Source organism: Brevibacterium gallinarum (genome assembly GCF_014836885.1).
Lineage (GTDB): Bacteria > Actinomycetota > Actinomycetes > Actinomycetales > Brevibacteriaceae > Brevibacterium > Brevibacterium gallinarum.
The window spans coordinates 94,194-118,714 of sequence record NZ_JACSPY010000005.1 but is presented as its reverse complement, the minus strand read 5'-3'; the positions used below and the strand labels follow the sequence as shown (position 1 = coordinate 118,714).

General features: G+C 67.3%; 21 protein-coding genes. 4 read left to right on the top strand and 17 right to left on the bottom strand.

The genetic code is table 11. The features are described 5' to 3' along the window. Positions 1-81 precede the first annotated feature (81 nt). Together acs and H9634_RS06980 are read left to right on the top strand one after the other, a co-directional pair. Complete coding sequence (acs, locus tag H9634_RS06985; RefSeq protein WP_191725978.1) at positions 82-2,022, top strand: acetate--CoA ligase; 1,941 nt, start codon at positions 82-84, stop codon at positions 2,020-2,022. 224 nt (positions 2,023-2,246) lie between these two features. After that, the gene (locus H9634_RS06980; RefSeq protein ID WP_191725977.1) at positions 2,247-2,654 is read left to right on the top strand and encodes a phage holin family protein; all 408 of its coding nucleotides are present in this window, start codon (positions 2,247-2,249) and stop codon (positions 2,652-2,654) included. 172 nt (positions 2,655-2,826) lie between these two features. On the opposite strand, the gene H9634_RS06975 is transcribed toward H9634_RS06980, so the two are convergent. Beyond that, positions 2,827-3,534 carry an NUDIX hydrolase gene (locus tag H9634_RS06975; RefSeq protein ID WP_318245028.1) on the bottom strand — a complete coding sequence of 236 codons (708 nt, stop codon included), beginning with the start codon at positions 3,532-3,534 and terminating at the stop codon, positions 2,827-2,829. Further along, positions 3,531-4,373: an endonuclease III gene (nth, locus tag H9634_RS06970; RefSeq protein WP_191725976.1), complete on the bottom strand. Its 843-nt coding sequence runs from the start codon at positions 4,371-4,373 to the stop codon at positions 3,531-3,533. Before nth ends, H9634_RS06975 begins: the two co-directional genes overlap by 4 nt. A 384-nt stretch (positions 4,374-4,757) precedes the next feature. On the opposite strand from nth, the gene H9634_RS06965 reads away from it, so the two are divergent. Then, on the top strand, positions 4,758-5,435 hold the full coding sequence (locus tag H9634_RS06965) for a Crp/Fnr family transcriptional regulator (protein ID WP_175293179.1): 678 nt from the start codon (positions 4,758-4,760) through the stop codon (positions 5,433-5,435). Positions 5,436-5,622: 187 nt separating this feature from the next. On the opposite strand, the gene H9634_RS06960 is transcribed toward H9634_RS06965, so the two are convergent. Beyond that, positions 5,623-6,399 carry an MBL fold metallo-hydrolase gene (locus tag H9634_RS06960; protein WP_225210682.1) on the bottom strand — a complete coding sequence of 259 codons (777 nt, stop codon included), beginning with the start codon at positions 6,397-6,399 and terminating at the stop codon, positions 5,623-5,625. 355 nt (positions 6,400-6,754) lie between these two features. On the opposite strand from H9634_RS06960, the gene H9634_RS06955 reads away from it, so the two are divergent. Further along, entirely contained in the window at positions 6,755-8,344 is a 1,590-nt protein-coding gene (locus H9634_RS06955; protein WP_191725975.1) for an HNH endonuclease signature motif containing protein, read from the top strand. A gap of 62 nt (positions 8,345-8,406) precedes the next feature. Here the strand turns inward: H9634_RS06955 and H9634_RS06950 are convergent, their stop codons facing one another. From H9634_RS06950 to H9634_RS06885, 14 genes are all read right to left on the bottom strand, one after another. Further along, complete coding sequence (locus H9634_RS06950; RefSeq protein WP_191725974.1) at positions 8,407-9,366, bottom strand: NUDIX hydrolase; 960 nt, start codon at positions 9,364-9,366, stop codon at positions 8,407-8,409. A gap of 46 nt (positions 9,367-9,412) precedes the next feature. After that, positions 9,413-9,898 carry a RidA family protein gene (locus tag H9634_RS06945; protein WP_191725973.1) on the bottom strand — a complete coding sequence of 162 codons (486 nt, stop codon included), beginning with the start codon at positions 9,896-9,898 and terminating at the stop codon, positions 9,413-9,415. A gap of 11 nt (positions 9,899-9,909) precedes the next feature. Next, complete coding sequence (locus H9634_RS06940) at positions 9,910-10,065, bottom strand: hypothetical protein (RefSeq protein ID WP_165884527.1); 156 nt, start codon at positions 10,063-10,065, stop codon at positions 9,910-9,912. A 213-nt stretch (positions 10,066-10,278) separates the two neighbouring features. Further along, positions 10,279-12,576, bottom strand: a complete 2,298-nt coding sequence (locus H9634_RS06935) for a transglycosylase domain-containing protein (protein WP_191725972.1) — start codon at positions 12,574-12,576, stop codon at positions 10,279-10,281. Positions 12,577-12,712: 136 nt separating this feature from the next. Then, the gene (locus H9634_RS06930; protein WP_191725971.1) at positions 12,713-13,618 is read right to left on the bottom strand and encodes a metallophosphoesterase; all 906 of its coding nucleotides are present in this window, start codon (positions 13,616-13,618) and stop codon (positions 12,713-12,715) included. Between the two features lie 31 nt (positions 13,619-13,649). Further along, positions 13,650-14,606: a metal ABC transporter permease gene (locus tag H9634_RS06925; protein ID WP_191725970.1), complete on the bottom strand. Its 957-nt coding sequence runs from the start codon at positions 14,604-14,606 to the stop codon at positions 13,650-13,652. A gap of 14 nt (positions 14,607-14,620) precedes the next feature. Further along, the gene (locus tag H9634_RS06920) at positions 14,621-15,379 is read right to left on the bottom strand and encodes a metal ABC transporter ATP-binding protein (RefSeq protein ID WP_318245027.1); all 759 of its coding nucleotides are present in this window, start codon (positions 15,377-15,379) and stop codon (positions 14,621-14,623) included. 67 nt (positions 15,380-15,446) lie between these two features. After that, positions 15,447-16,616 carry a metal ABC transporter solute-binding protein, Zn/Mn family gene (locus H9634_RS06915; protein WP_191725968.1) on the bottom strand — a complete coding sequence of 390 codons (1,170 nt, stop codon included), beginning with the start codon at positions 16,614-16,616 and terminating at the stop codon, positions 15,447-15,449. A 279-nt stretch (positions 16,617-16,895) separates the two neighbouring features. After that, on the bottom strand, positions 16,896-17,936 hold the full coding sequence (locus H9634_RS06910; RefSeq protein WP_191725967.1) for an aspartate-semialdehyde dehydrogenase: 1,041 nt from the start codon (positions 17,934-17,936) through the stop codon (positions 16,896-16,898). Further along, the gene (locus H9634_RS06905; RefSeq protein WP_175293189.1) at positions 17,933-19,237 is read right to left on the bottom strand and encodes an aspartate kinase; all 1,305 of its coding nucleotides are present in this window, start codon (positions 19,235-19,237) and stop codon (positions 17,933-17,935) included. The genes H9634_RS06910 and H9634_RS06905 overlap by 4 nt, the downstream gene beginning before the upstream one ends. A gap of 231 nt (positions 19,238-19,468) precedes the next feature. Next, a complete protein-coding gene (locus H9634_RS06900; protein ID WP_191725966.1) occupies positions 19,469-19,711 on the bottom strand; it encodes a helix-turn-helix domain-containing protein in 243 nt (80 codons plus the stop codon). Continuing rightward, positions 19,711-20,355: a hypothetical protein gene (locus H9634_RS06895; protein WP_191725965.1), complete on the bottom strand. Its 645-nt coding sequence runs from the start codon at positions 20,353-20,355 to the stop codon at positions 19,711-19,713. Before H9634_RS06895 ends, H9634_RS06900 begins: the two co-directional genes overlap by 1 nt. Positions 20,356-20,623: 268 nt before the next feature. Continuing rightward, complete coding sequence (gene recR / locus H9634_RS06890) at positions 20,624-21,232, bottom strand: recombination mediator RecR (RefSeq protein WP_165884517.1); 609 nt, start codon at positions 21,230-21,232, stop codon at positions 20,624-20,626. Continuing rightward, positions 21,229-24,513, bottom strand: coding sequence for a DNA polymerase III subunit gamma and tau (locus tag H9634_RS06885; RefSeq protein WP_191725964.1), 3,285 nt, complete (start codon positions 24,511-24,513; stop codon positions 21,229-21,231). Before H9634_RS06885 ends, recR begins: the two co-directional genes overlap by 4 nt. Positions 24,514-24,521 lie beyond the last annotated feature (8 nt).

Here is a 24,521-nt window from a genome sequence, read left to right as displayed (position 1 = left end):
TTAACCGGTGAGAGGATTCGATGTAAGGTGCACCACAGAGGCCTTTGTCCCAGCTCCCCAACGATGTCGGAGGTACACGACATGACAGACCAGAGCCAGCAGCCCGCAGACCAGACCTTCCCGCCCCCGGAGGAGTTCAAGCGCAACGCCAACGTCACAGCAGACGAGTACGATAAGGCCGCAGCCGACCCGCTCGCCTTCTGGGCGGAGAAGTCCCGTGAGCTGCTCGACTGGGAGACCGACTTCTCCGAAACGCTCGACTGGTCTGACCCGCCGTTCGCCAAGTGGTTCGTCGGCGGCCGCCTCAACGTCGCCTACAACTGCCTCGACCGCCACGTCGAGGCCGGCAACGGCGACCGCGTCGCCATCCACTTCGAGGGCGAGCCCGGCGACTCGCGCACCTACACCTATGCCGAGCTCACCGCCGAGGTGTGCAAGGCCGCGAACATGCTCACCAGCCTCGGTGTGAAGTCCGGTGACCGGGTCGCCATCTACATGCCGATGGTGCCCGAGGCGACGATCGCGATGCTCGCCTGCGCCCGCCTCGGCGCCGCCCATTCGGTCGTCTTCGGCGGGTTCTCCTCCGATGCGCTGCACTCGCGGATCATGGACGCCGAGGCGGAGGTCGTCATCACCGCCGACGGCGGCCACCGGCGCGGCAAGCCGTCCTCGCTCAAGCCGGCCGTCGACGAGGCGCTCGCCAAGGGCGACACTCCGGTCAAGCACGTCGTCGTCGTCGAGCGCGCCGGCAACGACATCGAGATGACCGACGGCCGCGACCAGTACTGGCGAGAGCTGATGGACCAGCAGTCGGATGCGCACACGCCGGAGTTCTTCGACTCCGAGCATCCGCTCTACATCCTCTACACCTCGGGCACCACCGGGAAGCCCAAGGGCATCCTCCACACCTCCGGCGGCTATCTGACGCAGGTGCTGTACTCGATGTACGCCAGCTTCGACATCAAGCCGGAGCAGGACGTCTTCTGGTGCACTGCCGACGTCGGCTGGGTCACCGGCCATTCCTACGTCGCCTACGGCCCGCTGGCCGCCGGTGCCACCCAGGTGATCTACGAGGGCACGCCGGACAGCCCGCACCGCGGCCGCTGGTGGGAGATCGTCGAGAAGTACAAGGTCTCGATCTTCTACGCCGCCCCGACCGCGATCCGGGCGTGCATGAAGTGGGGCCGCGAGCACGCGCAGAAGTTCGACCTGTCCTCGCTGCGTCTGCTCGGCTCGGTCGGCGAGCCGATCAACCCCGAGGCGTGGCTGTGGTACCACGAGGTGATCGGCGGCGGGCGCTGCCCGATCGTCGACACGTGGTGGCAGACCGAGACCGGTGCGCACATGATCGTCCCGCTGCCGGGTGCCGTCGACCTCAAGCCGGGTTCGGCCCAGCGTCCGCTGCCGGGCATCAGCGCCCAGGTCGTCGACGATGCCGGCCACCCGTGTGAGACCGATGCCGCCGGCTTCCTCACGATCACCGAGCCGTGGCCGGCGATGCTGCGCGGCATCTACAAGGACCCCGAGCGGTTCAAGGAGACCTACTGGTCTCAGGTCGAAGGGCAGTACTTCGCCGGTGACGGTGCGCGCTTCGACGCCGACGGTGACATCTGGTTCCTCGGCCGCATCGACGACGTCATGAACGTCTCCGGCCACCGCCTGTCGACGGCTGAGATCGAGTCTGCGCTCGTCTCCCACCCCGACGTCGCCGAGTCCGCGGTCGTCGGTGCCGCCGACGAGACCTCCGGCCAGGCCGTCATCGCCTTCGTCGTGCTGCGCGGCAAGGCCACCGAGGACGACGACACCGCCGCGGCGCTGCAGAACCACGTGCGCCGCGAGATCGGCCCGATCGCCAAGCCCAAGCAGGTGTTCATCGTCGAGGAGCTGCCCAAGACCCGCTCCGGCAAGATCATGCGCCGCCTGCTCAAGGACGTCGCAGAGAACCGCGGCATCGGCAACACGACGACCCTGGCCGACGCCTCGGTCATGGACGTCATCGCCAGCCGCGTCGCCGAGGGCTGAGATTTGCCCGGCCAGCCGCCGCCTCGGGCACGGCTCCGGGACCGCAGCAGCGGATCCCAGCCGGTGCCCGAGAGGCGGCACGCCCGCGCTGGCGGACTCCGGCGCGGGCCGCTGACCGGTGGTTTCGCAGATTTCCGCGCGCCCTGGCGTTTGTCAGGCGGGCAGAACGCATTAGGCTAGAGCACAAGCAGCGTTACCCATTCCTCATCTATGAAGGAGCCAGCATGTCCGAGCGGTCGATCTCCCAGCTCATCAAAGACATCCAAGCTGATGGCCAAGCACTCGTCCAGGAGGAGTCGGCCCTGGCGAAGGCCGAGGTCACCGAGGGCGCCAAGAAGCTCGGCATCGGTGCCGGCCTGGCGATCGCCGGACTGTTCCTGCTGTTCCTCGGCTCGCTTGTCATCACCTTCCTGCTCGTGGCCGTCTTCCATGAGGCCGTCGGGCTGTCGTGGTGGCTCAGCGCCCTCATCGTCTTCGGCATCCTGCTCGTGCTCGCGCTCATCCTCGTCGGCATCGCCGTGCCGTTCCTCAAGAACGGCAACCCGACCCCGCAGTCGGCGATCAACTCCGGCAAGTCGGCGCTCAACGCGTTCAAGCGCGCCCTGACCAACCCCTCGGGCCCCCGCGTCTGAGTTCCGCTCCCGAGGCGCCGGTTCCGGTCCCGAGGCGGAGGTTCGGTGCCGCGGTGCCGGTTCCGGTCCCGAGGCGCCGGTTCCGGCTCCCTCGCTGGGAGCCCGTGTGAGCCTGTGACGTGAAGCCTGCATCCTGTGCGGATGCAGGCTTCAGTCGTGTCTGAGGTGCAGGTCAGAGCTCGATGTCGATCTGGGCGGCGCGATCCCAGTCGCGTGCCCAGCCCATCTCCTCGAGGGCGAACTCGAGCAGCGCTGCGGTGAAGCCCCACACGCGCAGCACGCCGACGTCGAAGGCTGGGGTGCGATACGAGCGGTCCGGTGCGGTGAAGGTGCCGCGGTTCTCCGGGGCGACGAGGTCTGCCACCGGCACCCGGTAGACGCGGGAGGACTCGCCGTGGTCGACAACCCACACGTTCGAGGGGTTCTGCCACCACGCCAGAACCGGGGTGACTTCGAAGGAGCTGACCGGAATGTAGAGCGGGTCGAGTGTGCCGACGACTTCGACGCCGTCGGGATCGAGGCCGGTCTCCTCCTCCGCCTCGCGCAGCGCCGCTGCGATCTCGTCGGCATCCTCGGGATCGCGCCCGCCGCCGGGAAAGGCGACCTGGTTGGGGTGGTGGCGCAGCTTCGCTGAGCGCTGCAGCAGCAGCACGTCGACGTCGGCGACGCCGAGGCGTTCGAGCCGGTCCTGCTCGCGGCGGCCGGCGAGTGTGCGCGGGGCCTGCCCGCGGCCGAAGAGCATGAGCACGGAGGCGTCGCGCACCGGTGCATCGTCCTTCTTGTGCGCCCGCCGCATCCACTCCTCGTTGCCGCCGGATTCGGCCAGCCGCGCGAGCGCGGACTTGACCGGGTCACCGGGGCTCGGCACCCACAGGCTCACGCCCGCTCCTCGGGGGCAGAGGCGCCGGCCGCGGGTTGTTCAGCGATCCCGGGGCCGGCATAGACGTCGGGGTCAGAGGCGACGTGCGGCTGCTCGGACTCGGCCTTCGGGGCCATCTCGAAGCGCAGCATCTTCTCCGCCTTGGCGGGGTCGAGCTCGCCGATGCCGAAGCTCGGGCACAGCTTGGCGATTGGACACGCTCCGCAGGCCGGGCGGCGCGAATGGCAGATCCGGCGGCCGTGGAAGATCATCCGGTGCGACAGCAGCGTCAGGTCCTTCTTCGGAAACAGCGCCACGACATCGGCTTCGACCTTCGCCGGATCCTTATGGGTGGTGAACCCCATTCGGCGAGCCAGCCGGCCCAGATGCGTATCGACGGTCAGCCCGGGGATGTCGAAGGCGTTGCCGAGCACCACATTGGCCGTCTTCACTCCTGTGCCCGGCAGGCTCACGAGGTCCTTCTGGTTCGCCGGCACCTCGCCGCCGAACCGGTCGACGAGCTCGCCGGCGAGCCGCACGATGTTCTTCGCCTTCGACCGGTAGAACCCGGTGGAGCGGATGAGCTGCTCGACGTCCTCGATCCGCGCAGCCGCCAGCGCCTCGGCGTCGGGGAACGCCGCGAACAGGCCCGGGGTCACCGAATTCACCCTGATGTCGGTCGTCTGCGCCGACAGGACCGTCGCCACGAGCAGCTGGAACGGGGTTTCGAAGTCCAGCTCGCAGCGGGCGTTCGGGTACACCTCGGCCAGAATCCGGTGGATCTTCCGCGCCCGCCGCGTCCGCCCCAGCGGCGTCTCCTTGGCGAATCGGCGCGCACTCTTCTCCGCGACACTCAGCATGCCTCCCACCTTATCGATCCCCGCGCCCGAGGCGTGGGTCGCCCGCCCCGCGCAGGTCACCACCGCCTCGGGCCCGGGGAGCCCACCGGCTCGGGCACGGGGAGTCCACCGGCCCTGACACAGGGGGATCACCGGCTCCGGCACAGGGGGATCACCGGCTCCGGAGCGGAGGTGCGGACCGCCTCGGGCACGGTGCATTTCAGCTCGTGGAGAACTCCGTTCCGCAGTGCGGCCAAACTCACGATCGCGAGTCGGGCGCCTGTTAGGATCGCACATGCTCTACGGGCCGGTAACAGGCATGACGCCGGCACCGGCATCAAGTAGAGTGTGCGGTGGGACACATCGGCGACAAACGTATGTTGAGGGAAGACCTCAGGAGGAACTGTGGATATCGAAGTAGTCCGGAATGCCACGCTGTTTGCGGGTCTTGATGATGAATCGACGAGTGCGCTGCTGAAATTCATGAAGCCGCGCAGCCTGCGACGGGGTACCGTGCTGTTCCGCGAGGGTGATTCCGGCAACGAGCTCTACATCGTCTCCACCGGCAAGCTCAAGGTCGGCCGCGAATCTCCGGACGGCCGCGAGAACCTGCTGTCGGTCGTCGGCCCTGGTGAGATGATCGGTGAGCTGACGCTGTTCGATCCGGGTTCCCGCTCGACGACGGTGACCGCTGTGTCGCAGACCGAGCTGCTGAGCCTGGAGCACAACGACCTCATGACCTGGCTCGAAGAGCGCCCGCAGGCTGCGATGAACCTGCTGCGCGCCCTGGCTCAGCGCCTGCGCCGCACCAATGACACCGTCGGCGACCTCGTGTTCTCCGACGTGCCCGGCCGCGTGGCCAAGGCGCTGCTCGACCTCGCCCAGCGCTTCGGCAAGCAGGGTCCCGACGGCACGCTCGTCGCCCACGACCTGACGCAGGAAGAGCTCGCCCAGCTGGTCGGCGCCTCGCGTGAGACCGTCAACAAGGCCCTGGCCGACTTCGCCGCTCGCGGCTGGCTGCGCCTGGAGGCGCGCGCCGTCGTCATCCTCGACCAGGAGCGCCTGAGCAACCGCGCCCACTGATCTGAGCTGCTCAACACAGCTGCGAACGCCCGGACATGACGTCCGGGCGTTCTGCTGTCTGTGAGGGCGATCAGCTGTCCTTGGGGGCGTGTGATGCCGGTGGGGCGTGTGGCGTCCGTGAGGGCATGTGGCTGGGTTGCCGCTCGGCCGCGAGTGGGTCGCGGCTGGGTCGCGGCTGGGCCTCCGGTTACGAGACCGAGCCGAGTTCGTCGATATAGGCCAGCTGCGCCCGTACGATCTGCAGGGCCGCCGGGCGCACCGAGTCCGGCACCTGAGCATAGACGACGTCACAGATCTCCTCTGCCGAGGTGTGGCCGTCCTCCAGCAGTCCGCGCACCTGCTCGATGCGTTCGTGGCGGTGGCTGATGTAGTAGTCGAGCACCGCAGCGGCATCCGTGCGTGCTGGCCCGTGGGCCGGTTCGATGCGCTCGACCACCCCATCGCTCACGAGCCCGCGCAGCCGCGCGAGACTGGCCATGTAGTCCCCCAGCGAGCCCTCCGGGTGGGCGATCATGGTCGTGCCCTCCCCGAGCACCGTGTCGCCGGTGAAGAGCGAGGAGCCGAAGAGCAGACTCACCGAATCCGAGGTGTGCCCTGGGGTGGCGAGGATCGTCACGGCATCTGCGTGGTCGGATCCGAAGGACAGCTGCTGGCCGTCCATGAGCGGGTCCGCTCCACGGCAGAACTCTGGCAGCACGGCATGACAGGCGGTGTCCGGAGCCCACTCGCCCACCGTGTGGAACATCTCCGTGTGATCGGCGTGCCGGTGGGTGAAGACGATGGCGGACAGGCGCCGTCCGGCGATCGCATCGAGGATGTTCGCTCGGTGCTCGTCGAGCTCTGGACCAGGGTCGATGAGCAGGGCCGAGGCATCGTCAGCGCTGGTGAGCAGGTAGGTGTTCGTTCCCTCCAGCGTCATCGCCGAAGGATTGTCTGCGGTGATCCGCAGCGTGCGCGCGGGCATCGTTGCCTCCCTTGCCGGAACGTGTGCGGCTTCTGCCGACTGAACGTGCGGTTTCTGCCGGCCGCGTGTGCAATTTCTGCCGGCTGAACTGTCTGGCGACCCCGAAAGCGCTGGGATCCCGTGTGCTCGACAGTCTATCGGCACGCACGGACACCGGTTCCGGCAGGCGGTTCTGGGCCCAGCCACCACGTCGGGGAAATTCTCCGAACTTTTTTCTCAGCGCGCTGACCAGGAGCGACAGCGTTTTTCCTGTATGCGGTGTACTGGAAGGCGGCGAATCGGGGCGGATCTGTGGCAGCGATGTCCGTGCCTCACTCTAGATTGGAAGCAGATGCACCAAAGGAGGTGATCTGCCTTGACCGCCGAGTCCGTTCCGGCTGAGGGCGCCCACCCGGCCGAAGCCCATCCGGAGTTCCTCGATGCTGCTGACATCGCACAGCTCACTGCGCACTGCCCTGAGCTGCTTGCCGCGGTCACGGCACTGGAGGCGACAGCAGCGAACATCCAGCAGAATGCGGCTCTCGACAGTGCGGCCTCGATCGCCATCGGCAAGGGCCTTGAGCTTGTCCGGCGGAAGCTCGAATCGGCCGCCGCACAGAGCACGCGCCTCATGTCTGAGCAGCTGGAGCCCAGCCACTACGGTGTGCGCAAACTGCCGGCGCTGTTGAAGCAGAAGATGCGCATCACCACCCACGAGGCCCGCCGCAGGGTTTCGATGGCCCGCTGCCTGACGGAGAAGCACAGCACCACCGGCCAGCCGATCCCCGCCCAGCTGCCGGAGGTCGCCGCCTGCCTGCAGGCCGGCACCATCTCTGTCGACCAGGCCCAGGCGATCATCAAGCAGATCGATGCGCTGCCGCCTCGCGTGCGCGCCGAGCACGAACCCGCTGTCGAGCGTGTGCTGGTTGAAAACGCCCCGGGCCTGCGGGTCGAGGAGTTCCGTGTGCTCGGCAAGCGCATTCTCGGCTACCTCGATCCTGATGGGAAGCTCGAGGCCGAACCCGGCCACCCCGATGACTACTTCGTCACCGTCAACCAGAAGGCCAACGGCGATTGGATCCTGCGCGGACTGCTCGACTCGACGACCGGTCTGACTCTCAACGCCCTGCTCACCAACCGCCAGCAGGGTCCTGCCGACATCGTCGATGCCTCCCGCACCGCAGCAGAAGACTCACACGACGCCCCCGGTTCACCTGATGAGGGTGGCTCCACCGTGGCCGGTGCTGGACACCTCGATGCGGCTGGCTCATCGTTCGGTCCTCCTGCCCTGGATCCGTTCGCGAACACCTGGGACGACGCCGGCTGCCGCCCGAACGCGTCCACCAGCGACGGCAGCCCGGCAGTCGCGCCGGTCTTCGACGATCGACGTCCCGACGGCGCGCGGCGCCACGACCGGTTCTCCGTGCTCATCACGCGCGGGGCGTGCGAACCGACCGGTGCTGGTTCCTACGCTCTCGTCGTCACCGCTACAGCTGAGCAGCTGGCACGCGGTGAAGGCGAGGTTGAAGCCGCCGGCGGACATACGCGACTCGAAGACGTCTTGCAGCTCTCCCCCGGTGGCAAGTTCTACTACTCAGCCACCGGGCCGGGCACCCGCGATGTGCAGGTGCGCACGGAGGGCCGCTTCGCCACCCCAACTCAGATGACGTTGCTGAAGGCCCGCGACCGCGGCTGCAGCTTCCCTGACTGCGATATCCCGGTCGGCTGGTGCGAAGCCCACCATATGCGCGCCCACCGCCACGGCGGGCCGACGGATCTGAGCAACCTGACACTGCTGTGCCGCTTCCACCACGGCTGGCATGAACGTCACGGCTGGCGCTCAGTACTGGTCAACGGCCTGCCCGCCTGGATACCGCCGCAGACCCTCGACCGAGCGCAGCGACCTCTCTTCCACTCCCGGTTCCAAGCCGAACTGGCAGATCCGATCACGCTCTTCCCCGAGTGACATACCGGCCCGGTCTGGGCCGCGACCGCAGCACCAGCGCCGATGCCTCGGCTCCACCAGCGTCAGCTCTCGGCGCCGAACAGTCCCGAGCTCTTCTCCAGATCGGATTCCGTCACGACCTTGCCGACGTCCCGGATGCGTCCGCGCTCCGAAGGATCAGCCCGATCGGGCAGCGAGACCCACCACTGGTCGTCGTGCCGGACGATCTCCGGCAGGATCGGCGAGACATCGCGCACCCGCGCCATCGCTGAACCGACTGTCGGCGTCTGGGCGAGGCTCTCGCACACCAGCCGCGTGGCAGCGGAGATGTACTCGGCGTGCTCGGGGTCGGCGTTCTCCAGCACCTTCGCCGGAGCCATCCACCCACCCCACGATTCGTTGACCGACCGGAACGAGACGGTCTGCCCGTGCGGTACAGCGCAGATGAAGAAGATCGTGTCGTGGCGGCGCAGCTGCCAGGGCGTGTTCACCCAGCGCATCCACGGTGAGAGCAGGTCCAGGCGCATCTTGAGGTCGCGCTCAGCGACGAGCTGCCCGAGCCGCGCCCTGCCGGTCACCAGCTTGTGTCGGCTGTCCTCCCACAGCGGGGTATCCGTCGACGAGATGATCCGCCCGTCGACATCCTCGGCCAGCAGCACGCCGAGCAGTTCCAGTGCCGCACGTGCGGCAGTAGCGAAGTAGTTGAGCGCCTTGGTGGTGTTGTCCATCCGCAGCACCCGCGCGCACTTGTGCGCATCCCAGACTGCCAGCGGCACATGATGGATGTCCTCGGGATGCAGTTCCGCCGAAGGGAACGCCCACCGGTTCTTGTCGGTCAGTCCTGGCGCGTCAGCCTGTCGTGTGACGAACACCTGGATGCCTCCAGGGGTGTCGCGCACGCAGACGACAGCCGCGGCAGGGATCGGCACCGAGGGGGTGGGTACGGTCTCGCCCGACGCGAACAGGTTGAGCAGCTGGGACAGCTGCTGCGAAACCGGAAGTTCTCGCGCCGGGCGATGCCGTGTCAGACGGTGGGGACTCATGGAGTCTTCGAAAGCCAGGCGGTCGGAGTCGCCGAAAGCCAGGCGGTCACAGACCCGGCTTCGCCTCAGGTGGCCGCACCTTGACAATCATCTCCACCTCGACCGGGGTGTCCATCGGCAGCGCGGCCACACCGACGGCGCTGCGGGCGTGCTCACCGCGGGCGCCGAAGACCTCACCGAGGAACTCCGAGGCACCGTTGATGACCTTCGGGTGGTCGGCGAAGTCGGCTGCCGAGTTGACGAAGCCGGTGAGCTTGACGATCTGCTCGACCTCGTCGAGATCGCCGATGACGGCCTTGACCGCGGCCAGTCCGTTGACGGCAGCGAGCTTGGCCGCCTCATAGCCGTCCTCGATGCTCACCCCGCCGCCGAGCTTGCCGGTCACCGTGAGCTCACCGTTGACGAACGGGAGCTGCCCGGAGGTGTACACGTAGTCACCTGACCGCACGGCCGGGACATACACACCCGCAGGCTTCGCCACCTCGGGAAGTTCGACTCCGAGCTTCTCCAGCTGCTGTTCAATGCGTGCCATCTGTCGTCTCCTTATGCCTTCGGGCGCTTGAGGTAGGCCACGAGACCGTTGCCGTCGGGGCCGGGGATGACCTGGACGAGCTCATACCCGTCTTCGCCCCACTGATCGAGGATCTGCTTCGTTGCGTGGACGATGAGCGGTACGGTGACGTACTCCCACTTCTGCATGTGCGAGCCCTTTCTGTTCGACTGCCCTCAGCCTAGTTCAGCCGCCTCACACGCGGCTACCGCTTCCGAGGTGTGGGCTCCCTGGCGACGTGTGGGATCCCTGGCGACGTGCGGGCCCCCGCGACGTGTGCGCCGCGAACCGCGGCTCATTCCGGACAGCAGAGAGGCGGTGCAGGAAATGTGTTCCTGCACCGCCTCAGTCAGCATCAGACGTCAGCCGCCGAGCGATGGCGGCTCGTCATCGCCGCCCTCGTCGCCGCCGTTGTTGCCGCCGCCACCGCCGCCGTTGTCACCGCCGCCGTTGCCGCCGCCGTTGCCGCCGTTGTTGCTGCCGCCACCGCCGCCGTTGTTTCCGCTGCGGCTGCCACCGGACTTGGTGCTGCCTTCGGGCTGGGTGCCAGACGGGCGGGAGAATCCGGTGTTGCCCTTCGTCTCCTTGATGGCCTTGCTCATATACGACTGCCAGGTCTTGCCGGAGATGGTCGCACCGTAGATGCGGCCGCGGACCTTGCCCTTGCTGTTCTTGCGCCAGTCCATGTTCTTGTCCGGATGACCGGTCCACACCGCAGTCGAGATCTTCCGAGTGAAGCCGACGAGCCAGGTCGAACCGACTTCGAAGTTCGTCGTACCGGTCTTCGCACCAGCCGGCGCGCCGATCCGCAGCGAGGAGGTGGTGCCGCCGTTGAACGTCTGCGAAAGCGCCCAGGCAACCGAATCGGCAACCTTCTTATCGAGCACCTTCTTGCAGTCGGCCTTCGGCACGTCGACCTTCTCACCTTCGGAATCGGTGATCTCGGTGATGGGGGTCGGGCGGCAGTAGGTGCCGCCGGAGGCGAACACTCCGTACGCGCTGGCCATGTCGATCGGCGCGACCTGCACGATGCCCAGCACCGAGGCGGGCTTGAGGGCGTCGGTCGTGCCGTCCTGGAGCTTCGTGTCCAGCGGCGAGCCGTTGCCGTACTTGATGCCCAGGTCGGTGGCGGTCTTCATGATCCCGCACATGTCGAGCTGGTTGGCCATGGCCGCATAACCGGTGTTGACGGACTTGCGGGTGGCGTCGAGTGCGGTCATCGCAGAGTTGCCACCACCGTCGCCGGCGTTGTTCGGGTTCCACTTCGCCCCGTTGTTGTCGCAGCCACGGTACTTCCACGACCCGGCGGCGTACTCGCGCTTGGTCGCGTTGACCGTCGAGCCGAGGGTCTTGCCCTCCTTGAGCCATTCGGTCAGCACGAACGGCTTCCACGTCGAACCCACCTGGAAGCCGTTGGCGCCGTTGTGGGAGTTGTCGACGTTGAAGTTGATCTGAGTGTCCGAGCCCTTCTTGCCCTCAGACGCCGTGTAGTTGCGGTTCTGCGCCATCGAGAGCACCTTGCCGGAACCAGGCTCGACGGAGACGATGGTGTGACCGGCACCGGAGGGATCGCCGACCGGAACCCGCTTCTTCACAGCCTTGTCGGCTTCGTTCTGCATCTTCGGGTCAAGCGTCGTCTTGATCGTCAGGCCGCCGCGCTGCAGCAGGTTGCGGCGCTCCTCCTTCGTCTCACCGAAGATCGGGTCGTTCTCCACGACGCGCTGGACGTAATCGCAGAAGTAGCCCTTGTTCCCAGCAGCCGCGCATCCGTTGGGAGTCTCGTGAATGTCGAGCTCGAGGTCGGAGTTGCGCGCCTCGTCGTACTCCTCCTGCGTGATCTTGCCCTGCTTGTGCATGAGCCCGAGCACGGTGTTGCGGCGCTCGATGGCGTTCTCCGGCTTGGTCTGCGGATTGTAGGCAGCCGGGTTCTTCACGATGCCGGCCAGTGTGGCGGCCTGCTGGATATTCAGGTCCTTCGCCGAAATGCCCCAGTAGCGCTGAGCCGCGGCCTCAACGCCGTAGACGCGCGGGGTGCCGGAGTAGTTGTTGATGTTGAGGTAGCGGTTGAGGATCTCGTGCTTGCTGTACTTGTTCTCCACCGCAGCAGCCAGCTTCGCCTCGCGGAGCTTGCGGGCGTACCCGGCTGCACCGGAGCTCTCGGTGGCCTCTTCGATCGCTGCTCGGTTGCTCTCGTCCTCTGCGTTGGCGTTCTCGCTCAGCACGTTCTTGACATACTGCTGCGTCAGTGTCGAACCGCCCTGGGTGTCATCGGAGAGCAGGTTGTAGACCACTGCGCGGGCGATGCCCTGCAGGTCGACGCCGCCGTGTTCGAAGAAGCGCTCATCCTCGACGGCCACAGTCGCCTGCTGCATCTGCTCGGAGACATCCTCGAGAGCGACCTCCTTGCGGTTCTGCCAGTAGAAGGTCGCGATCTCCGAGCCATCGGAGGCGAGCATGCGGGACTGCTCGGCGAGCGGGCGCTCGTCGAGTTCGGCCGGCAGCGCGCTGAACAGCTCCACGCCGGCATCGGCTCCCATCGACGCAACGCCGACGGAGGGGATCGCCAGTCCTGCACCGACAACGCCGGCGATGACGCTGACGGCGATGAACTGGAACAGCGCCGCGACCTTGTTGGGGGATTCTGAGACAGATGACACCATGCGGATCATTTTAACGAAGAGCGCAAGTCGATTCCCTCAGCATTCGCCCAATGAAGCTGGGAATCACGGGAGTCCAGGCGGGACGGCCGACGCCCCACCTGGCCCGCACGGTCGGACGCGGAAAGCCCAGACTGCCTCAGCTGCGGGCGGTCAGGGTGATGAGGGAGACCTCCGGCGGGCACGCGAAGCGCACTGGCGCGAACGGCGAGAACCCGAGCCCGGCCGAGACATTGACCGTCATGCCGTGGTAGTCGAAGGTGCCCTTGGCATGCCGGGCCGGCAGGTCGCAGTTGGTCACCAGCGCCCCATAGAAGGGCACGCACACCTGCCCGCCGTGCGTGTGACCGGCGAAGGCGAGGTCCGCCTCGGCGGCGGCGAAGGCATCGAGCACGCGCAGGTACGGGGCATGGGTGACGCCGATGCGCACGTCGGCGGTGGGGTCGTCGAAGCGCGGCCACTCCTCGTCGATCCGGTCGCGGTTCATGTGCGCATCTCCGGTGCCGGCGAAAGCCAGGCGGGAGCCGCGCAGCTCGATCTCGGAGCCGCGGTTGTCGAGGAAGGCCCAGCCGCGCTCAGCGAAGGCGTCGACGAGCTCCATCGTCGGCAGGGTGGCATTCTTCTTCGAATGCTTCACCTCCGAGGGTGCGCCGAGATAGCGCAGCGGGTTCTTCAGCTGCGGGGGGAAGAAGTCGTTCGACCCGAGAACGAACACCCCGGGAACGTCGAGGAGCTCATCGTAGACCTCCAGCAGCCGTTCGAGCATCGGGGCGGCGAGGTTGTCACCGGTGTTGACGATGAGGTCGGGCTCGAGCTCGGCCAGCTGGGAGACGAATGCCATCTTCCTCTTCTGCCACGCGCACAGGTGCAGGTCGGAGATGTGGAGGATGCGCAGATCCTCGGCACCCGGCGGCAGCACGGGCACGGTGCTGCGGCGGATGCGGAACAGCGCCGGTTCGATGCCGGCAGCCCAGACGGCACCGGCCAGCCCGGCCGCGGACACGGCCCCGGCTGCAGCGAGGGTGGTGGCGAGCGTTCGATTCATCTGCCCCATCCTAGCGGCAACCGGGGACAGGTCAGCGAGCGTCCGTCCCCGAGGCGTCCCCCGCCTCGGGAGCGGTGCTCACCAGCGAGGGGTGACGGTGGATATCGGCTTCGCGGCGGATCCGGGCGCGGGTGTGGCGGGACTTGCGGCGGTGGCCGATGAGCCGGCAGATGAGGTAGATGAGGAAGCTGATGGTCGTGACGAAGGGGCTGATCGGCACGACCGGTGAGCCGAGCGCGATGAGGATGCCGCCCACCGACGAGATGACGGCGAACAGCATCGACAGGACCGGCACGAGGACCGGGGAGGCCGAGATCTGGGTGGCGGCCGCCGCCGGGGTGACGAGCAGGGCGAGGACGAGGAGCACGCCGACGACCTGGACGGACAGCGCGACGGCCAGCCCGAGGGCGAGCATGAAGATGATCGTGAGCGCGGTGACCGGAACGCCCTTGGCGCGGGCGACGGCCGGGTCGATGCTGGCGAAGGTGAGTGGGCGCCAGATGATGAGAAGGACGACGAGGACGATGACTGCGCAGATGACGAGCGTGCGGATCTGGCTCGGGTTGATCGCCACGATCTGACCGGTGAGCAGTCCGAACTTGTTCGCCGCGCGGCCGTCGTAGAGGGCGAGGAAGAGGATGCCGAGGCCGAGGCCGAAGGGCATGAGGACGCCGGTGATCGTGTTCTTCTCACTGCTGGGTGCACCGCCGATGCCGATGAGCAGGGCCGCGGCGAGGGAGCCGATGATCGAGCCGTAGACGACGTCGAAGCTGATAAGAAGCGCGAAGGCGGCGCCGGCGAAGGAGAGTTCGGCGACGCCGTGGACGGCGAACGGAATGTCACGGGCCATGACGAAGACGCTGATGAGACCGCCGACCACGCCGAGCAGTGCGGCTGCGAACAGGGAGTTCTGCAGCAGCACGATGAGCTCGCCGTAGTTCTCAAACGTGAAGTACTCGGTGAGGATGTTCGCTGCCAGGTGAGTCATGGTGCCTGCGCTCCTCAGATCGCCCCGGCCGAAGGCTCGGGGTGATGGATCGGGTGATGGTCGGAGTCGCTACCGACGATGACGATGCGCCCGCCGGCGCGCACGACGTCGATCGGTGAGCCGTAGAGCTCGCTGAGCGCCGTGGAGTTGATGACTTCGTCTGGGGTGCCGACGAGGAAGTGTCCGCCGGCGATGTAGAGGACCCGGTCGACGTAGGGCAGGATCGGGTTGATCTCGTGGGTGACGAAGAGGATCGCGGTCTGGCGGGTCTGGCGCTTCTCGTGCAGCAGGCGGGCGACGAGCCGCTGATGGGTCATATCGAGGTGCAGCAGCGGCTCGTCGCACAGCAGCAGGTGCGGATCCGAGCCGAGGGCCTGGGCGACGCGCAGGCGCTGCAGTTCGCCGCCGGAGAGCATGCCGACCGGGGAGTCGGCGTAGGTCTGGGCGCCGACCTCTTCGAGCAGCGCTTCGACCTTCTGGCTGCGGGAGCGGGAGAACCAGCCCGGTCCCCAGCGGTGGCCGTCGAGTCCCATGCGCACGAGGTCGCGGCCGCGCATCGGGGTGTCGTCGTCGATGCCGCGCTGCTGGGGGATGTAGCCGATGTCCGGATCGCCGCGACGGGCGCGGTGGCCGTTGACGCGGGCCGTGCCGGAATACAGCTGATACTGCCCGAGGAGGACCTTGAGCAGGGAGGTCTTGCCGCAGCCGTTGGGGCCGAGGATGGCGATGAACTCGCCGGGCTCGACGTCGATGTTGAGGTTGTGCCACAGCACCCGGTCCCCGAAGCGCAGCTGTGCGTCGCTGAGCTCGAGGACCGGGTTGGTGCTGTGTGAATCCGAATCAGTGATCGTGACCTGCCAGCGCTTCCTGGACGTCCTTGATGTAGCCGCCCATCCAGTCGATGTACTTCTCGTCATTGTCCATGGTCTCCGCCAGATTCACGACCGGCACACCGGCGCTTTCGGCGGTCTTCTTCAGTTCGTCGGCCTGCGGGCCGGAGTTCTGCGAATTGTAGGCGAGGACGACGACTTCCTTGTTCGCGATCTGCTCCTTGGCCTCCTTCAGCACCAGAGGCGGCACATCGTCGCCGTGTTCGACGGCGGAGAGGAAGTCCTGGGAGGTGATGTTCTCGATACCCATGTCATGGAAGAGCCACAGAGCGATCGGCTCAGTGGCCGCAGCCTTCTCACCGTCGTGCTCGGACTTCGCCTCGTCGAGCTGGGACTGCAGCTTGCCGAGTTCGGCCTTGTAGTCCTCGGCGTTCTTCTTGATGTCGTCGGCGCTGCCCGGCAGCTCGTCGCTCAGCTTCGAGGAGACTTCGTCGACGAGCTTCGTCATCGTCGGCACGGAGTACCAGACGTGCTCATTGAAGGCGCCGTGGTCATGGTCGTGATCGTGGCCCTCTTCATCGTGGTCGTGGGCGTCCTCGGTGCCGTGGTCATGGCCCTCTTCACCGTGGTCATGGGCGTCCTCGGTGCCGTGGTCATGGCCCTCTTCACCGTGGTCATGGGCGTCCTCGCCGTGGTCATGGGTGTCCTCGGTGCCGTGGTCGTGGCCTTCGTGGCCCTCTTCGCCGTGGTCATGGCCGTCTTCATCGCCGTGGTCGTGGTCGTGCGGCTCGTTGGCCACACCGTCGGAGCCCGGCAGGCCCGAGATGGCCACGGTGTCGACAACGGTCGGCTTGTGATCAGCGGCTTCGAGCATTGTCGTCATGAAGGCGTCATAGCCGCCGCCGTTGACGACGACCATGTCGGCCTTCGACAGCTTGAGCTGGTCCTGGGCGGTGGCCTCGTAGTCGTGGGGATCCTGCGTCGGATCGTCGATCACCGGCGTCACCTCAGCTGCATCGCCGGCGACGTTCTTGACGATGTCGGCGTACACATTGGTGGAGGTCACAACGGTGAAGTCCTTGTTGCCCTCAGCGGAGCTGTCGGAACCACCGCAGCCGGCCAGCGCGATAAGGGAACCAGCGGCGAGAGCCGCAAGTACGGGAGTGCGGAGCGAGCGCATAGGACACCTTTCCAGGCGAAGATTGTCGATCTCGACGGACGTTACCCCTATGCATCAACACAGCGCTAATGGATCTATTGCAATTCTTTTATGGTTCTGGGATGGCCGTTCATCTGCGCGTTCCGGCGTACAGAGCGGCGACATGTGCGGGCGCCGCAGGCGTGCGAATGCACTGCATGCAGATGACTGCAGCCGCGAGGATCGGATCCGCGGTACAGACAGCCGCCGCGCCAGCCGCCGCGCGCCGCCAGCCGCCGCGCGCTGCGGCCGTCAGTCGCGTCAGCCGCGTTCGGCGATGAGACGGGCGATCTGCACGGTGTTGAGCGCTGCGCCCTTGCGCAGGTTGTCGTTCGAGATGAACAGCACCAGACCGCGCCCTTCAGGTGCCGACTGGTCGGCGCGGATGCGGCCGACGAAGCTGGCATCGCGACCGGTAGCCCCCAGCGGAGTCGGCACATCGGCCAGCTCGACGCCGGGTGCGTCAGCGAGCACCTCGCGTGCGGCCTCCGGGGTGATCTCGCGGGCGAACTCGGCATGTACAGCGAGGCTGTGACCGGAGAACACCGGCACGCGCACACACGTCCCCGCCACCCGCAGCTCAGGCAGCCCGAGGATCTTGCGGCTCTCGTTGCGCAGCTTCTTCTCCTCGTCCGTCTCACCTTCGCCGTCGTCGACGATCGACCCGGCCATCGGCAGAACGTTGAACGCGATGGGAGCCGTGTACACCTCGGGAGCGGGGAAGTCGACAGCAGCGCCGTCGCGCACAAGCTGCTCGGCATCGTCGATGACCGCGCGCGCCTGCCCGGCAAGCTCCTCGACACCGGCCAGCCCGGAGCCGGAGACCGCCTGGTAGGTCGCCACGGTCATGCGCTCCAGCCCGGCGGCGTCGTGGAGAGCCTTGATGACCGGCATCGCGGCCATCGTCGTGCAGTTGGGGTTGGCGATGATGCCCTTGGGGGTGTCGTTGATGGCTTCGGGGTTGACCTCGCTGACGACGAGCGGCACCTGAGGGTCGGAGCGGAAGGCCGAGGAGTTGTCGATGACGGTCACCCCGGCCTCGGCGAAGCGCGATGCCTGCGCCCGGGAGGTCGACCCGCCGGCTGAGAACAGAGCGACGTCGAGGCCGGTGGGGTCTGCGGTCGCGGCGTCTTCGACGACGACGGTCTGCCCGGCGAAGTCGAGTTCGCGACCGGCCGAACGCGCCGAGGCGAAGAAGCGGATCGAGGCGATCTCGAAGCCTGGATTGTCTGCCAGCAAGTCGCGCATGACCTCACCGACCTGGCCGGTGGCGCCGACTACGCCGATGTTGAGTGCCTTCATCGTCCGGTACCTCCGTACACGATCGCTTCGGTGTCATCGGCATCGAGGCCGTAGGCGGTGTGGGCTGCGCGCACCGCGTCGTCGAGCAGCTCAGCACTCGTGACGACGCTGATGCGGATCTCCGAGGTGGAGATCATGTCGATGTTGATGTGGGCGTCGGCCAGCGCGTCGAACAGCGTCGCGGTGACACCCGGGTGCGAGCGCATGCCCGCGCCGACGACGGAGAGCTTGCCGATCTGGTCGTCGTACTGGATGTGGTCGAAGCCGATGCTCGCCTTGCCGGCTTCGAGCGCCTCGATGGCCTTCGCGCCGTCGTCCATCGGGAGGGTGAAGGAGATGTCGGTGCGGCCGGGATCGCGGGTCGAGATGTTCTGCACGATCATGTCGATGTCGATCTCCTGCCGGGCGACCGTACGGAAGATCTCGGCCGCCTTGCCCGGGATGTCGGGCACACCGACGATCGTGAGCTTGGCCTCCGAACGGTCGTGCGCGACACCGGAGATGATTGCCTGTTCCATGTTCTCTTCCGTTTCTTCTGTCTGTGCGGTGCGGAACGCCTCGGGAATGGGCGCATCGGTCACCCAGGTGCCCTGGTGCTGGGAGAACGAGGAGCGCACGTGGACGGGAACCCGATAGCGGCGGGCGTACTCGACGCAGCGCAGCATAAGGATCTTCGCGCCCGAGGCGGCCATCTCCAGCATCTCCTCGTAGCTGATGATGTTGATCTTGTGTGCGCTCGGCACGATGCGCGGGTCGGCGGTGAAGACGCCGTCGACGTCGGAGTAGATCTCGCACACATCGGCTTCGAGTGCTGCGGCGAGGGCGACGGCGGTCGTGTCCGAGCCGCCGCGACCCAGGGTCGTGATATTCTTCGTCGTCTGGGACACGCCTTGGAATCCGGCGACGATCGCGACGTTGCCGTCGTCGAGGGCGGAGCGGATGCGCCCGGGGGTGACGTCGATGATGCGGGCCTTGCCGAAGGACTCATCGGTGATGACGCCGGCCTGTGAGCCGGTGAAGGACTGCGCGTGGTAGCCGAGGTTGGCGATCGCCATGGCGAGCACGGCCATCGAGATCCGCTCACCGGCGGTCAGCAGCATGTCGAGTTCGCGGGCCGGCGGGACCGGGGAGATCTCCTTGGCCAGATCGATGAGGTCATCGGTGCTGTCGCCCATCGCCGAGACCACGACGACAACATCATGGCCGGCCTGGCGGTATTCGACGATCCGCTTGGCCACGCGCTTGACGGAGTCGGCATCGGCCACGGAGGATCCGCCGAACTTCTGCACAACTAGGCTCACAGCAATCACTTTCGTCCGGGTACAGTCGCGTTGCTCGCAACGCCTCGGCCCATTGTAAACACCGGCCCGCGCGCACATCGGCAGGCCCCGCCATCTGGACGATGACGGGGTCCGCCGCGTCCGAGGCGGGGGCTGGGTCTTCGAGGCGGGGCTGGGTCTCGAGGCGGGGGCTGGGTCTTCGAGGGGCGCGCCGGTCCCGAAGCGGGGCTTCCGTTGCCGATAGGCGAGAGATCAGCTGGCCGGAACCGGCACCTCGGCGACGGTGAAGAGATCACCGGGCTGGCAGTCCAGCGCGTCGCACAGGGCCACGAGTGTGGTGTAGCGGATGGCCTTGGCGCGGTTGTTCTTGAGCACCGAGAGGTTGGCCAGTGTCACGCCCACCTCGTTCGCCAGTTCGGTCAGGGTCTTGCCGCGGGCGGTGAGCAGCTCATCGAGGTGGCAGCGGACCGCGCGGGTGGTGCTCTCGCTGCTCATCAGATGACTCCTTCGAGCTCGTCTTCGGCGCGCTGGCCGCGCAGCAGTGCCTGGCGGAAGACCTGGATGAGGCCGAGGACGCCGAGCCAGACGAAGCTGCCCATCGTGGTGACGCCGTTGCCGAAGCCGGCCTCGAAGATGTCGAGGCCGCGGGTCACGAGGTTGCCGCCGAGCATGAGGTTGAGCCCGACGGCCACTCCGGTGCCGAAGGCGATCCAGAAGGCGATGCTCAGGTCGCGCGAGGCCCGCTGCGACAGCGGGTTGCCTTCGGCGAAGACGCTGATGACCCGGCTGAGGTACCAGCCTGCGGCGAGGGTGCCGACGACGAGGAGGGCCTGTGCGATGAGCACGTGGGTGATCGCCCAGGCGCTGAGCTCGTCGAAGGGGATGACGAAGCTCATCATTCCATCGGCCCGGGCCGGGACTCCGGGGATGAGGCCTTCGGTCTGTTCCGGCAGTTCGAGGGAGACGGTGAGCTCATGGGAGACGATCGCCCGCACGATGCCGGTCACGGCGTTGACGAGGATGACCGCCAGGGCCATGAGGCTGAGGAGCTCCAGGCCTCCGCGGCTCTTGCGACGGCCGGTAGCGGTTGCCGGTGCTGTGTTCTGCGGCGTGCCCTGGGTGTTCATGGGCTTCTCCATTCATCGAGGGTGACTGATGCTGCATATCGATTTTCGATATATCGACAGTCAATATACTTCTCGAGTTTCGATAAGGAGTCAAGAGCTTGAAGCATATCGATAGTCGATAAGTTGCGTTGTGCCTGGTGAGGCCCCGGAAAAGAATTTCAGCCCGGCCGGGGTTCCGGCCGGGCTGGGCTGTGCGTGCGGGGCTGCTGGGGCTGCTGCGCCCGCTCCGGCGCTGAGCTTCTGCTGCCGCTCAGCGCCCGTCGTCACTGGGCCCCTGGTGTCACTGGGCGACGGGCCGGCGGCCTTCGAAGGCGCGGCCGAGGGTGACCTCGTCGGCGTATTCGAGGTCGCCGCCGACGGGCAGGCCGGAGGCCAGGCGGCTGACGGTGATGCCGAGGCTGGAGAGCAGCCGCACGAGGTAGGTCGCTGTCGCTTCGCCTTCGAGGTTCGGGTCGGTGGCGATGACGCATTCGGTGACCTCGCCGCTCTGCAGGCGCGGCAGCAGGCTCTTGATGCGCAGCTCATCGGGGCCTATGCCTGCCATCGGGTCGATCGCGCCGCCGAGGACGTGGTAGAGCCCGCGGAACTCGCGGGTGCGTTCGATGGCGATGACGTCCTTGGGCTCTTCGACCACGCAGATGACGCTCTGGTCGCGGCGGGTGTCCTTGCAGATGACGCATTCGGTGTCCTCTGCGACGTTGCCGCAGGTCTCGCAGAACTTCACCCGCTTCTTCACCTCGGTCAGCGCGCGGGCCAGCCCGGAGACGTCCTCGCTGGGACTCTGCAGGATGTGGAACGCCAGGCGCTGGGCGGACTTCGGGCCGATGCCCGGAAGTTTGCCGAACTCGTCGACCAGGTCCTGCAGGGCGCCTTCGTAGAGCATGCTCATGCGTCGGTCTCCTCGATCACGACACCGCCGAGGATCCGCTCAACGACAGGCACGCCGACGTCAGGGGCCTCGGTGATGTCCATATCCGTATCGGGATCGAAGTCCTCGTATCCGTCATCGGGTCGGCCGGTGCCGGCCTGCCGGTCGTGGGCTGCTGGCCCGTCGCCGTTCGCGGTGCGTGCCGGTGCGACTCCGCTCTCGGCTGCCGGTCTTGGGCCTGAGGTGTCGGCTGGTCCCGAGGTGTGGGCTGGTCCCGAGGTGTGGGCCGGGCCGGAGGCGTGGTTTGGCTGCCCGGGAGCCCCGGAGTGCACGTCACGGCCGGGGCTGCTGCCGTCGCCGTTCTGCTGGGCGCGCTGGGCGAAGCGCTGCGCGTAACTGGCATACGGGTTGGCTGATTCCGACGGCCCCTCGCCCTTTGGCAGCGGGGCGTCGGGGCCGTCGTTGGAGGTGAAGGCGATGTTCGGGTCGGCGTAGGCGCCGAGGAAGTCGAGGTCATCGTCACCGTCGGCCGCATTGCCGCTCGGCGGTGCGTTCTGGGCTGCGGTCTCGCCAAGATCGGCTGGAGCGGAGCCCTCAGCGTCGGTCGTCTCAGCGTGGTCTCGGTCGGCACCGGATGCCTCATGCTCATCGTCGATAGCCGCAGGCGGCGGCACCACGACTGCGGGCATGTCGACAGCACCAGAGCCTGCACTCGTGTCTGCCTCGTACGGATCTCCGACGTCGGCACCGGCGTAGTAGTCGTCCTCCGGCGGCGGTTCGGGCCCGTCGTCAGGCTCTTCGACATCGTGGGCGAGCGGTGCCTGGCACTTAGAGTGCTGCTCGGCTTCTGGTCCGGGCTGTGCTGCGTTCGGCCTCTCCCCTGCGGTGGCGGGAGTCTCTCCTGCGGTGGCGGGAGTCTCTCCTGCGGTGGCGGGAGTCTCAGCTGCGGGCTGGTCTAGGCTTTGCCCTTCCTCCGCATCGTCCGCAGCGGATTCGGCAGCTGCCGTATCGCCTGGGCTCTGCCAGAAGCGCTCATGGTCGATCGGCTCGCGGTCAGCCTCGCGGGGGCCGACGACGGAGTCGATCTCCTCCTGCGTGGGACGCGGGCGGTTGATCGTGCTCTGCTGTTCGTGCCCGCGGGATTGCTGCGGCGAGGCTCCTCCCCCACCGGGGCTACCCGAGTTGGCAGCCGGCGCGCCGCTGTGGCCGCCGGGCACGTTTCCGGTCGCAGGTCCGACCTCGACGCGAGCATGGATGCCGAGCACATCGTTGAGCGCTTCGCTGAGCTTCTGCGCGTTGTTGCCGCGGTTGAAGGAGTTGAGAGCGCCGGGGTTGTCGAACCCGAGGTAGAAGACTCCGTCGGCGAATCCGTAGGGCACCGCGCTGTTGCTCACGATCGCGCGGGCAAGCTTCGCTGTGCGGCCGAGTGCATCGAGGATGTCGGGCCAAGCGCGGCGGATCGCATCGATCTCCGCTCCTGGCTGCCCCGGTCCCGAGGCGGGGGTCGGCGGCTGTGCCGGTTCGGACGCAGCCTGAGGCTGGGAGGGCTGCTGCGAGCCCTGTGCCTGCGTCGGCTGCTTGGCCTGGGCCGCCGGAGCTGCTTGCGGTCCTGCCTGCTCAACTTGGGCGGAATCCTGCTGCCCGCCAGGCTGCTGGCCGGGCTGCTGGGCAGGCGGCTGCGGCTGGATGTGCTGTGTGGTGTCTGCGGCTGCGGGGGCTGCCGAGTTCGCGGTTGCGGGGGCAGCCGGTTCAGATGCGGCATGCTCAGGCGCGGCCACCTCGGGCACAGGCGACTCAGCTGCAGGCGACTCAACTGCAGTCGGCTCGGGCGCCGACGTGTCAGCTGCAGCTGTAGCGGATTCTGCAGCCTTGTCGGCGTCTGGATCGTCGCTGAGCATGGATTCAGCGGCTGCGGCAGCGGCTGCGAACTCGTCGAGATCGTCGTCGACGCTGCGTGCAGGTGCTGGCTTCGCAGGCTGGCCGGTGTCGGTCGGCATGCCAGCTCCAGCAGCAGCACCAGCTTGGGCACCGCTTCCAGCCGCGCTGGCGGTTTCGCCCGCACCTGTTTCGGCAGCACCCGTCTCGCCGCGCTCAGGTGCGGCAGCCGGAACAGCTCCAGGTGGCAGAGTTCCAGTGGCGCCCATGCCGATGCGGCGTTCGATCCGCTCGACGCGGCTGAGCGTCGAGCGCCGGGACTTCTCGGCAGCCGGCAGCAGCACGCGCGCGCAGATGAGCTCGAGCTGCAGTCTCGGCGAGGTCGCACCGGTCATCTCCGACAGCCCCGTATTGAACAGATCGGCTGCCCGCGACAGCTCCGCCTGCCCGAACGACCGGGCCTGCTGGACGAGACGCTCCAGCCGATCAGCCGGGACCTCCGGCAGGAACGAGGCCGCCGCCTCGGGAGCGGCACCGACGACGACCAGGTCGCGGAACCTCTCCAGCAGATCCTCGACGAACCGGCGGGGGTCCTGACCGGACTCGATGACCCGGTCGACGACCCGGAACACCGCCGCCCCGTCCCCGGCGGAGAACGCATCGACGATGTCACCGAGCAGCGAATCGGGTGTATAACCCAGCAGGGCGATCGCCGTGTGGTAGTCGACGCCGTCAGCTCCGGCGCCGGCCATGAGCTGGTCGAGCACGGAGAGCGAATCGCGCACCGATCCGCCGCCAGCGCGCACAACCAATGGCAGCACGCCCTTGGAGACCGGCACATTCTCCCGCGTGCACAGCTCGTCGAGGTAGCCGGTGAGCACCTCGGGTGGGACGAGCCGGAAGGGGTAGTGGTGCGTGCGCGAGTGGATGGTGCCGATGACCTTCTCCGGCTCGGTGGTCGCGAAGACGAACTTCACATGCGCCGGCGGCTCCTCGACGAGCTTGAGCAGGGCGTTGAATCCCTGCGGGGTGACCATGTGCGCCTCATCGAGGATGAAGACCTTGAACCGGTCACGGGCAGGGGCGTAGACGGCGCGTTCGCGCAGGTCACGGGCGTCATCGACACCGTTGTGGCTGGCTGCGTCGATCTCGACGACGTCGAGTGAGCCGGGGCCGTCGTTGGCGAGGTCGCGACAGCTGGGGCACTGTCCGCACGGCTGCGCGGTCGGGCCCTCTACGCAGTTGAGGCAGCGGGCGAGGATGCGCGCTGAGGTGGTCTTGCCGCAGCCGCGCGGACCGGAGAACAGATAGGCATGGTTGATGCGGTCATTGGCGATCGCGGCCATGAGCGGGGTGACCACATGGTCCTGGCCGATGACCTCGTCGAAAGTCTCCGGGCGGTAGCGGCGGTACAGTGCAGTAGACACATCCCCTA

Bases quoted from the DNA above. Each gene is read 5' to 3' on its own strand.
- H9634_RS06895 (WP_191725965.1), bottom strand. From the start codon at position 20,355: ATGGAGAAGCCCATGAACACCCAGGGCACGCCGCAGAACACAGCACCG.
- H9634_RS06980 (WP_191725977.1), top strand. From the start codon at position 2,247: ATGTCCGAGCGGTCGATCTCCCAGCTCATCAAAGACATCCAAGCTGAT.
- H9634_RS06940 (WP_165884527.1), bottom strand. From the start codon at position 10,065: ATGCAGAAGTGGGAGTACGTCACCGTACCGCTCATCGTCCACGCAACG.
- acs (WP_191725978.1), top strand. From the start codon at position 82: ATGACAGACCAGAGCCAGCAGCCCGCAGACCAGACCTTCCCGCCCCCG.
- H9634_RS06945 (WP_191725973.1), bottom strand. From the start codon at position 9,898: ATGGCACGCATTGAACAGCAGCTGGAGAAGCTCGGAGTCGAACTTCCC.
- H9634_RS06915 (WP_191725968.1), bottom strand. From the start codon at position 16,616: ATGCGCTCGCTCCGCACTCCCGTACTTGCGGCTCTCGCCGCTGGTTCC.
- nth (WP_191725976.1), bottom strand. From the start codon at position 4,373: ATGCTGAGTGTCGCGGAGAAGAGTGCGCGCCGATTCGCCAAGGAGACG.
- H9634_RS06925 (WP_191725970.1), bottom strand. From the start codon at position 14,606: ATGACTCACCTGGCAGCGAACATCCTCACCGAGTACTTCACGTTTGAG.
- H9634_RS06910 (WP_191725967.1), bottom strand. From the start codon at position 17,936: ATGAAGGCACTCAACATCGGCGTAGTCGGCGCCACCGGCCAGGTCGGT.
- recR (WP_165884517.1), bottom strand. From the start codon at position 21,232: ATGAGCATGCTCTACGAAGGCGCCCTGCAGGACCTGGTCGACGAGTTC.
- H9634_RS06900 (WP_191725966.1), bottom strand. From the start codon at position 19,711: ATGAGCAGCGAGAGCACCACCCGCGCGGTCCGCTGCCACCTCGATGAG.
- H9634_RS06950 (WP_191725974.1), bottom strand. From the start codon at position 9,366: ATGAGTCCCCACCGTCTGACACGGCATCGCCCGGCGCGAGAACTTCCG.
- H9634_RS06960 (WP_225210682.1), bottom strand. From the start codon at position 6,399: ATGCCCGCGCGCACGCTGCGGATCACCGCAGACAATCCTTCGGCGATG.
- H9634_RS06930 (WP_191725971.1), bottom strand. From the start codon at position 13,618: ATGAATCGAACGCTCGCCACCACCCTCGCTGCAGCCGGGGCCGTGTCC.
- H9634_RS06935 (WP_191725972.1), bottom strand. From the start codon at position 12,576: ATGGTGTCATCTGTCTCAGAATCCCCCAACAAGGTCGCGGCGCTGTTC.